We start from the raw sequence: 8,574 nt of genomic DNA, 5'->3' as shown, positions 1-8,574 counted from the left end.
CCAATCCCTGAGGCAGGAACCGGGCTCGATCCTGCCGGGCCTTTTCCCTGGCGGCCTCGACCGGCATCGCCTTGGCGAGTGACTGGACGTACTCCATGTCCTGTCGCGCCGTGTAGCTCTCGTACTCGTCCTGGCGCATCACGCGCAGGGTGACCACGGGTGAATTCACCCGGACATGCTGCCAGGCAGCATTCCAGTGAGGCTAATGGCTTTCCCGCCTGACATCGGGCTGTCGGCCCGTGGATCGCCCTTCGGACTGATGTTGCACTCGTCGATCAAGCGACAAGAGAATCCCCGGTGAGGCGGATAAATGGTGGAGCCCAGGGGACTTGAACCCCTAACCCCTGCCTTGCAAAGGCGGGTGACGGGCGCTGAGCGTCATCGACAAGCAGCAACGCTAGTCGTCTTTCACTCAGCGCCCGTCGCCCTCTGTCAGCGCTTACCAACGGATGTCACCGCTTCTGCTGACTTCCTGCTGACACTCCGGCGAGCTTGACCCCTCGTGGTTGACGGTCACCGGTCGGTGGCTTCCCTCCGGGTGTACGACGTCCAACCACCGGTCAGCCGGGGCTGCGCCCGACGAGTATGGGCGGCGTGGGACTTCGGAAAGGCGGTGGAGAGGGCCAAGACCTGTTGCAACGCCGCGAGGACGTGCGGCAGGCCAACTTTCTGGAACTGTTCGTCGACCTGGTGTTGGTATTCGCCCTGGCCGGGGTGGTCAGCCGGGTCGGGCAGGAACTGGTCAGCCATGACATTGTCGTCCGGTGGCGGGCCATGGCCTACATGCTCGTGCTGTCGCTGCCGCTGGTCTGGTTGTGGATCACGACCGCGCACATCACCAGCTGGTTCGACCCCCGCCGCCGCAAGATCCAGTACATCGTGCTGGCCAGCGCCTTCGGGATCCTGGTCATGTCGTCGTCGCTGCCGTCCGCGTTCATCGGCCGCGGGTTGGCGTTCGTGGTGCCGTACGTGATCCTGCAGCTGGGCCGGCCGCTCATCCTGATGCCCTCGCTGCGCGGACACCCCCTGCACGAGCTCTACCGCCGGTCGCTGCCGTGGCGCGTGATCTCGGCGGGGATCTTCTTTGCTGGCGCCGCCGTCAGTGGCGGTGCCCGGGCCGCCTTTTGGGGGGCCGCCGTGACCGTGGACATCGTCTCCGCGCAGCTGCGCTGGCCGGTACCAGGGTCGACCAAACCGCCGGTCAGTGCGTGGGCCACGGACAGCAAACATCACCTACCCGAGCGCTATCAGCAGTTGCTGATGATCGCCCTCGGGGAGACCGTGCTCGGTGTCGGCACCACGTTCACCAGCCATCCGATCAGCCTGGCCACCTCCGCGCTGCTGGTGGTGGCGTTCCTGTCGACGGTGCTGCTGTGGCGCATCTACTTCTACCGCTCCGGACAGATCCTCGCCGAAGCCCTCGCCGCCGCAGGGGACAGGGACGCCGCCGGCCGCGCCACAGGCACCGCCCACGTCCTCATGGTGCTGGGCATCGTCGCCACCGCCGTCGGCTTCGAGGCCGTGCTGAGACACCCGGGAGGCACGCCCGAACCCGCGTGGCTCATCGCGAGCCTCGGCGGCCCGGCCCTGTTCCTCTACGGCCGCATCCGTCTGGAACGCATCGTGTTCAACCGACTCTCGCTCCGCCGCGTCGTCGCCATCGCCGCCCTCGCAGTTGCCGCCATCCCCCTGTACTTCGCCCCGCCGCTAGCCTCTCCGGTCGTCGCCGGACTCATACTGCTCGCCGTCGCCCTCGCCGACGCCCACCACGCCGCCGGCCGTCCCCCCGAGGCACCCTCCCCGGCACACTAGGTCGTGCTCATTCGATGTGGACGTCTCACTAAAACCCTCTCGCCGTCGTAGGGCTCCTCACCGCCTAATGGAAGCCGAAGAGTTGAAGCGGAACTTAGAGTTGCCGTCCCGCCACCAGTGGAAACGCCGCTCGACCCCTGCTCGCGTGACGTCTGAAGCTGTCATCGTTGGTCGCTGGTTGACAACGATTGACGGTGTCTTGTGCCCCCTGTGTGCCCCGCAGTGGAAGGAGCCAGAGGATGGCAGCTCCCGTTGCCTGGCCGCCTGTTGTCATTCGCTCGACGGCTCGTCTGATCGTGGCGAGGAGTCTCGACGGACACGGTATGTGTAGGGCAAATTCTCGCGCATGCCCAGCTCAACCTCATAACGCGCCTTGTATGGATCCTCAAAGAGGAGCGTCCAACGACCTGTTTCAAGATCAAGCTGTTCACTGAACAGTTTGAGTTCGTCCATGCCTACCGGTCGGCCACGGCGGTCAGACATCTTGAGGCTGCTCGCCAGGGCAACGCGGCCTCGCATCACCGCTTCCTCTCGCTCAAGAGGACGATCACTTGCGTGGAGGTTCGGCCACCTTTGCTTCAAGCCGGCGAAGAGCTGCCCAACAGCAGCGCCCAGAGCAGCGTCCATGGCGTGGGAGCTGACGAACAGGAAGATGTTGTAGAACTCCTCTCCTGCCGCCCCCCAACTGGTCTGCCCGCCTTCGTGCCTAAGAACGTGCGGCCGGTACCCCTGACCGTCAAGCAGGCCCCGTACGCGTGCCGTGAGCGCCTCCCGCTGGTCACGCGGAACGGCTAGATCAGCGATCCAGGCGGAGTCAGGCTCGCCTCCCGGCGCCTCGGTCGTCGCAACGGTCACTGTGACGTGCAGGACGGCTTGGTCGGCGTCCCCTGCCCTCATTGACATGCTCTAGATCATGAGCGATGCCGGGGTGCAGCGGTGCCCCGCTGCAGTTCACCAACTACAGGTAAGAAGGTCGGGGCAGGCCTGGTCATCGGGCCGACCACGCATTGTCACCTGGGCAGACGTCGTCACCAGTGGTCGTCGTTGGTCGCTCACAATCGGCCTCCGGCGGCCTGGTGACGGCTTGGACCTGGTCCTCGTCAACGCACTCGTAGCCGGCGCGCCCCGGCACGCTCTGACCCCTCGCTTGTAAGAGGAAGATGCCGCTGACGCGACACCCCGGCTGCCTGGAAGTAGCCCAGACTGCTCCATCTACCTCAGGGCTGGGGCTACTTCCGTCTGAATTCTGGGCGCTCCGTCCAGCTCCGTCCACCCACGTCTCTGACATCGGGCGCTGATCCGTCGCCGGCTGGCTTCGGCTCTCACCGTTCGGCCCTGTTGCTACCGTTGCTGTCGACAGCGACAGGGCCAACTGCTGCGTGTGAAAGAACGATCAGTTCTCTGAGAGCGGCCGTCAGAGGTATCGCGAGCTGCGAGAAGGGTCCGCGCTAGGCCCTGTGCGTCCGGCAGATGGCGTCTCGCCCACGAACCGCTCGTCCATGGTTTCCCGTGTAACGTCCAGTTACCCTAGTGACCTTGCCCTGGCACCCACGCATAATCACCAGATGATGAGACTGCCCCCATGGGCGTGGCTTGCCGGTTCGCTAGGTGTCGGCCTCCTGATCGGCGCAGCGTTCTTAGAGGACGGGACCTACTGGCAGGCGCTCGCTACGCAACTAGGCGCGACCTTCCTGCTCTTCTTGCCGATCATGTTGGCCGAACGATCGATCGTGACGACGGTGAACAGGCGCATCGCGGATGTAGCAGCAATTACTAGAACTGAGCAGTTCTATCTCGCGGACGAGATCGTAAGCCACTTCAGCCAAGCGATAGGCAACATCAAGCCGCCCAAGACCAGCTCGGATCACCTTGGACGAATGCTCGGCGCTGAGGGCTGGAGGCCAAATAAAGTTCGCGATGGGTATCAGTTGTGGTCGAAAGAAGCCCAGATGATTGCTGTTCCGGTGGGCAAAGAATCGCTAGGCCGGGCGATCATCCTCGGAACTTGCCGTTATGTGCAGTGGGACATCGACCGGTACATCGAGCTGTGGAACGTGACGCGGCCTAGTGGAACTGATGCCGTTGTTCCGGCCGGCACCACAGCCTCCAAGCCGTAGCCACCTGCCCGTCGTCCACGCCGTTCATCGTGATCTCACCCAGGCAAGTCACTCAGCTGGTCGTTCACGAGAGTGTGTTTCCCCCTCACCGGCTCGGAACCGGTCCAACGCGGCGGCATTTTCGTGATATCCGAGCCGGCTGAGTTTCGAGAGCAGGGACCACATCTCGCGCTCGTCGTGGAGGGTGGCAGGAAGTTCGAGACCCATGGCCTCCGCCAATGGCTTCCGCCCGAGGTTGACTAAAGCACGAATGGCCATGGCCCACTCCTCGGTGCTAGATACCGCAAGGCGGTACCAGATAACGGCGAAGGCGGTGAGTACAACCGCCAGGGCTGAAAGGGATATCGAGAAGCCACTCTTGGTTGCCTGTACAGTGACCGCAGTCGCAGCAAGGATTAAGTGGCCGTACAGCAGACAGACAAAGAAGTCCACGCCTATCCGAGCCGTAGTTACCCCTTGTCGAGTCTGCTCAGGAGCCGCCGCTATCAATTCATGCCAGAATACCTGACTATCGAGTCGATATCGGTCGGAACCGTATTGCTCCATTCGGCGCAGGGCGTTACCCAGTCGAGTTGGGAGGACCTGCTCGTCCCGCAACGGAAACCGACGGAGCCGCTCGCGCAATAGTGCACGCTGAGGTGCGATCAGAAACAGATCTTGGGCGAACTTCTGTGCGAGCCTCCTGTCCGCTCTGAGTTCCCGCAACCGCCCCTCCTCGCTTGAAGTTAGCTGGCCCCCGCTTTCTTTCTGCGCTAGACGTAGTCCGTCCAGGCGATCTCTGAGCAGCTTCAACCGGCGCTGCTGGCGCTTACGCCCCCAAGCGAATGCCCAGGAAGGCCAGCCGAGGTAGCCTTCAAGAACGCGATAAAGAGGCGTTTGCAAGGCGCTGAAAAGAAGTCCGAGCACGACAGCAGCGGTGAGGAGGACTAGCGACTGCTGCGAGAGCGCCGCCTGTGCTAGCCGATCAACTGGCTCAAATGCCCGCATGTCGGGAAGCAGGAACAGCCCGAACAATGCAATGTTGACTGCGGCCGGCAAAATCCAACCGGCGACTAGCGACCATCCCCCGCCTAGCACCCCTTTAGCGATTTCAGTCATTAGGCGCGCCGCGTGCCTTTGTTACCACTCATCCTCGTCGTTCTCAGGACCCGGTGGTCGGCCCCAACTCGTGGGGCTGCCCGACATCGGCCCTCCCCAATTTCCCGACTCGCCACCACCGCCGCTTCCCTCACTTACGATTCCCGCGGCCTGTAGCGCAGCCAACGTGCCCGCGTCTACATCTACCGATTCCCCCGCTGAATGGGTGACGCCGTCGCTGTCCTTCCAATCCGATTCCAAGCGCACGTACACCATCGGACCTCCCCATCGCAGACCGTGCTAGCCCCAAGGGATTAGCTGAGCTCACCACCGACGATTGAACACGATCAGCGCCATCCCGTCTGCCGCCGACCCGCCCGCCTGGGGAGCGGGCCGCCGCCCGGCCCGCCACGTCAAGCGAACCTTGACGGCTCGTACGGACGCTGGCGGGTCGGGCGGTGGCCTGCTCGGCTCGCCCGGGTCGTCGGCTGGCGGGATGGCCCTGCGCAACCACCCACGGACCGCAACGCGCGCACGGAGCCCCGGCCATCCTGGAGTCGTTGCGCCCCCGCCGGAGGCGCAGTGACCGCGACCGGTCTGCCATCGTGATCCGCCGTGCGGACCCGGCGTGCCCTTCCCTGCGCCGCGTCGATCGGACGCGGCGCAGCCGGCTGCCGGCCCGCGAACCTCAACCACTCTCGGCGCTACCGTCTGCGGCGGCCCCGGGCTCCCCGCTCTCCGCGCCAGCCGCCGGGCGTGTTGCGTGGCCGGCGTGGAGCGACAGCGGAGCGTCGGACGCGCGCCCAGGCGGCGGCGCGTGCGGCCCGTCAAGGGCCGCCTTGAAGACGTACAGAAAGTTCTCACCACCTAACCGGCAGCCGGCTGTCCGGTCTCGGGACCTGCGTGACACATCGTTATCAGCACCTCGGTGACACTTGCCGGTGGCACGGTGAAGTCGAGGACGCTGAGTCATCCGCCTGCGCTCAGCCAACGCTGCCAGCTGGCACGTGTAATCCGCCGCTCGCGGCTCTGGGCCGCGTGTAGGACGAACTGCGCCCTGAGCCGGACCAACGGGTCGTCCGCCGAAGCCAGCACGGCGACCCTGTCGAGGAACGACGGGTCAAGGTGTCGGACCAGCCGGGCATACATCCAGTCCTTGCACCGATACGGTCGCCCCAACGCCGAAAGAATCAACTCGGCTATCTGAGGCCGAGCACCTTCCGGAAGACCGCCGCGCTCGAACCGGCGGAGAAGCACTTCCTTGGTCCCCCAGGGGGACCACATCCACGACTCAGGCGCTCCCCACTCGGTCGGATAGTCCGCCTCCCACCGCAGGTACAGCACCGCAAACGGTGCCCACAACGCCTCCGTTACGCCATCGTCGGGGGCTGAGTCCAGGAACGCACGAATGGGCCCCTGGATCGTTCGCTTGCGATGCCAGAACCGGTCGGCGCTGGCCTGGTCCATCTCGGCGACGAGGTGGGGCTGGGTCGGCGCGGCTGTTCTCTCCACGGCCCACAGCGCGTTCCATCGGTCAAGCGCCTCGCTCGCAGCCGCAACCAACGCCTGATGACGAGCAAGCGCCCGGCGTCGCACAACCTGGTCCGTGGCAACCAGGTCGAACATCCAGAAGCAGTCGCCGTGCAACTCCGCAGACACTCCGCCAGCCTGCCAGCACCGACACAGACCCTCGCGGCAGGTCTAGCCGGACCTGTCACGCAGGTCCCGAGACTGTTCTGTCACGGAGGTCCTGAGACCCGACATAACCGGCAGCCGGCCGGCCCTGTGCGCGTATTGCCTGCTCAGGCGGCGTAGATGGCGGTGGCGTCATCGCTTCGCTTGTTGCGTGCCCACTTCATGCAGGACGGGTCGGCTGCCTCGATGGCGCGGACTCGGCTGATCAGCTCGGTGGGGCCGTTCTGCTCTAGGACGTCGAGCACGTCGGGCCAGTCGAGCAGGCCGAACAGGGCCACCAGGCGGGCGGCTCCGTCAGTGAGCACCGCGACGCGTCGGACGCTGTCGAGCGGGACTTCTCCGGTGATGGCGTGTTGGGCCGCGAACGGGTCCGCGGCTGCCACCCAGTACCCGCCGGGCTGGTTACGGGCGGCCAGCTCGGCGTGCTTCATCCGCAGCAACGCGGCTTGCTTCTCGGCCGACCCGAACGGGTGGCGGTCGGCTTCGTCGCGTTCGGCGCGGGCGGTCTTGTCCACCCGGTCGTCGGTAATGACCTGGATGCCGTCGGTCGTGTCGATGAGCACCGTGACGTCACCGAGCACGAGGTACTCCAGAGCGGTGTCCCTGAGCCTGAGCATGGCGGTCGCCGCCGAGGGTGTGCCGGGGTGGCTGAGGTCGCAGGTGTCCCGGTGCTGGTCGGCGGTGAACCTAATGCCGTACATCAGCGAGTTGGCCAACGCCGAGTCCCGGTCGGCGGCCAGGCCGGCGAGAGATGAGCCGAGCTTGGCGGCGTACCAGGCGATGCCGTGAATGCAGCCGGTGCCGGTGCGGGCGGTGGCACCATCGAGAACCACGATCAGGTTCTCGCTGGCCATCGCCCAATCCTCGTTAGGCGACTTCGGGTTGCCGGCCTCGGAGGCGGTCGCAACGCGCATCAGGCCACGCCCTCGCTGCGGTAGATCGGCGTCAGCGCGTCGACCTGCTTCACGGCGCGGCTGGCCGGATCGTAGGAGCAGGCCACCAGCAGCGAGAACCGGCGGTTCTTCACCTCACGGTACAGCTCGTCCAGGTGGTCTTCGAGGTACTGCGCGACGCCCAGCGTGCCCATGGCGTGGATGCCGGCGAGGTACAGGAAAGTACCTCGCCCATCCGGTCGGGGAAGGCGGCCGACGTATCCGTAGTCCACCGGCTCACCCTTGTCCGACGGCGAGTGGAACTCCTCTCCGGTCTGGTGGTTCACCAGATACAGGCCACCGTCGTCCTTGCCGAAACCCAGCTTCGAGTCAGACGCGAGCACCTGCCCAACGAACGGCAGGATGCGTGGGCTGCCGACCACGATCAGGTTGGTGCGGTTCAGGTCGACCATGCCCGGCGGTGGCACCACCTCGTACGCGGTCTTCAGGCCGAGCCCCCGAGCGAGGTTCGACACCTTCTCGTAGGCGGCAAGCATCTCGGCGGAGACGACCGCGTACGGGTCCTTCTTGTCCGCCTCGAACTTGCCGCCTACCGCGACGGTGAGGGGTCCGGTGCCAAGCATCGCCCGCTCGGGCCGGGGTCCTGATGACAGGAGCTGACCGACTCGGGCGCGGGTCATGCCGACGACTTGGGCAATCTGCACATGAGTCATCCCCTGCGACACCATCTCGTCCAACGCCTCGCGGCGCAGCCGGGACAGCTCGTTGACCGCCGCCTGATGCTCGTCGATAAGGTCGCTGGCCCTGCGCGCTCTCTCACCCGGGTCCTGGATGTCGGCCAGGCCGTAAGGACTGATCTCCACGGGTTCCCTCCTGCTCGCCGCCACTCGCTCAAGCGACACAGAGAAGCTTATCTCATTATGGGGCTTGACTCATGCAAGACCCCTTGCCTACCCTCGGTCACACATCGATGCGCAATC

Annotated in this window: 7 protein-coding genes; 2 read left to right on the top strand and 5 right to left on the bottom strand. The window is 65.3% G+C overall.

Going from position 1 to position 8,574, the window contains the following annotated elements:
* Positions 1–594: 594 nt before the first annotated feature.
* Positions 595–1,812 (top strand): low temperature requirement protein A, encoded by a 1,218-nt coding sequence (locus ACNAVT_RS16105; RefSeq protein ID WP_416297045.1) that lies wholly within the window; start codon positions 595–597, stop codon positions 1,810–1,812.
* 270 nt (positions 1,813–2,082) lie between these two features.
* On the opposite strand, the gene ACNAVT_RS16100 is transcribed toward ACNAVT_RS16105, so the two are convergent.
* A complete protein-coding gene (locus ACNAVT_RS16100) occupies positions 2,083–2,715 on the bottom strand; it encodes a hypothetical protein (protein ID WP_416297043.1) in 633 nt (210 codons plus the stop codon).
* A 662-nt stretch (positions 2,716–3,377) separates the two neighbouring features.
* Between ACNAVT_RS16100 and ACNAVT_RS16095 the strand changes: the two genes are divergently transcribed.
* Positions 3,378–3,929: a hypothetical protein gene (locus tag ACNAVT_RS16095; protein WP_416297041.1), complete on the top strand. Its 552-nt coding sequence runs from the start codon at positions 3,378–3,380 to the stop codon at positions 3,927–3,929.
* Between the two features lie 48 nt (positions 3,930–3,977).
* Here ACNAVT_RS16095 and ACNAVT_RS16090 read toward each other — a convergent pair whose 3' ends face one another.
* From ACNAVT_RS16090 to ACNAVT_RS16075, 4 genes are all read right to left on the bottom strand, one after another.
* On the bottom strand, positions 3,978–5,027 hold the full coding sequence (locus tag ACNAVT_RS16090; protein ID WP_416297040.1) for a hypothetical protein: 1,050 nt from the start codon (positions 5,025–5,027) through the stop codon (positions 3,978–3,980).
* Positions 5,028–5,975: 948 nt separating this feature from the next.
* Positions 5,976–6,665, bottom strand: coding sequence for a hypothetical protein (locus tag ACNAVT_RS16085; protein WP_416297038.1), 690 nt, complete (start codon positions 6,663–6,665; stop codon positions 5,976–5,978).
* A 143-nt stretch (positions 6,666–6,808) separates the two neighbouring features.
* Complete coding sequence (locus ACNAVT_RS16080; RefSeq protein ID WP_416297036.1) at positions 6,809–7,615, bottom strand: hypothetical protein; 807 nt, start codon at positions 7,613–7,615, stop codon at positions 6,809–6,811.
* On the bottom strand, positions 7,615–8,457 hold the full coding sequence (locus ACNAVT_RS16075) for a sigma-70 family RNA polymerase sigma factor (RefSeq protein ID WP_416297034.1): 843 nt from the start codon (positions 8,455–8,457) through the stop codon (positions 7,615–7,617). Before ACNAVT_RS16075 ends, ACNAVT_RS16080 begins: the two co-directional genes overlap by 1 nt.
* Positions 8,458–8,574 lie beyond the last annotated feature (117 nt).

Origin of the sequence: Micromonospora sp. SL4-19 (genome assembly GCF_047921475.1) — a bacterium.
GTDB lineage: Bacteria > Actinomycetota > Actinomycetes > Mycobacteriales > Micromonosporaceae > Micromonospora.
This window is presented reverse-complemented; position numbering and strand designations above follow the sequence as displayed.

What these genes read in the sequence shown, in the direction of transcription:
- ACNAVT_RS16100 (WP_416297043.1), bottom strand. Translation starts at nt 2,715, where the DNA reads ATGTCAATGAGGGCAGGGGACGCCGACCAAGCCGTCCTGCACGTCACA.
- ACNAVT_RS16095 (WP_416297041.1), top strand. Translation starts at nt 3,378, where the DNA reads ATGATGAGACTGCCCCCATGGGCGTGGCTTGCCGGTTCGCTAGGTGTC.
- ACNAVT_RS16090 (WP_416297040.1), bottom strand. Translation starts at nt 5,027, where the DNA reads ATGACTGAAATCGCTAAAGGGGTGCTAGGCGGGGGATGGTCGCTAGTC.
- ACNAVT_RS16080 (WP_416297036.1), bottom strand. Translation starts at nt 7,615, where the DNA reads ATGCGCGTTGCGACCGCCTCCGAGGCCGGCAACCCGAAGTCGCCTAAC.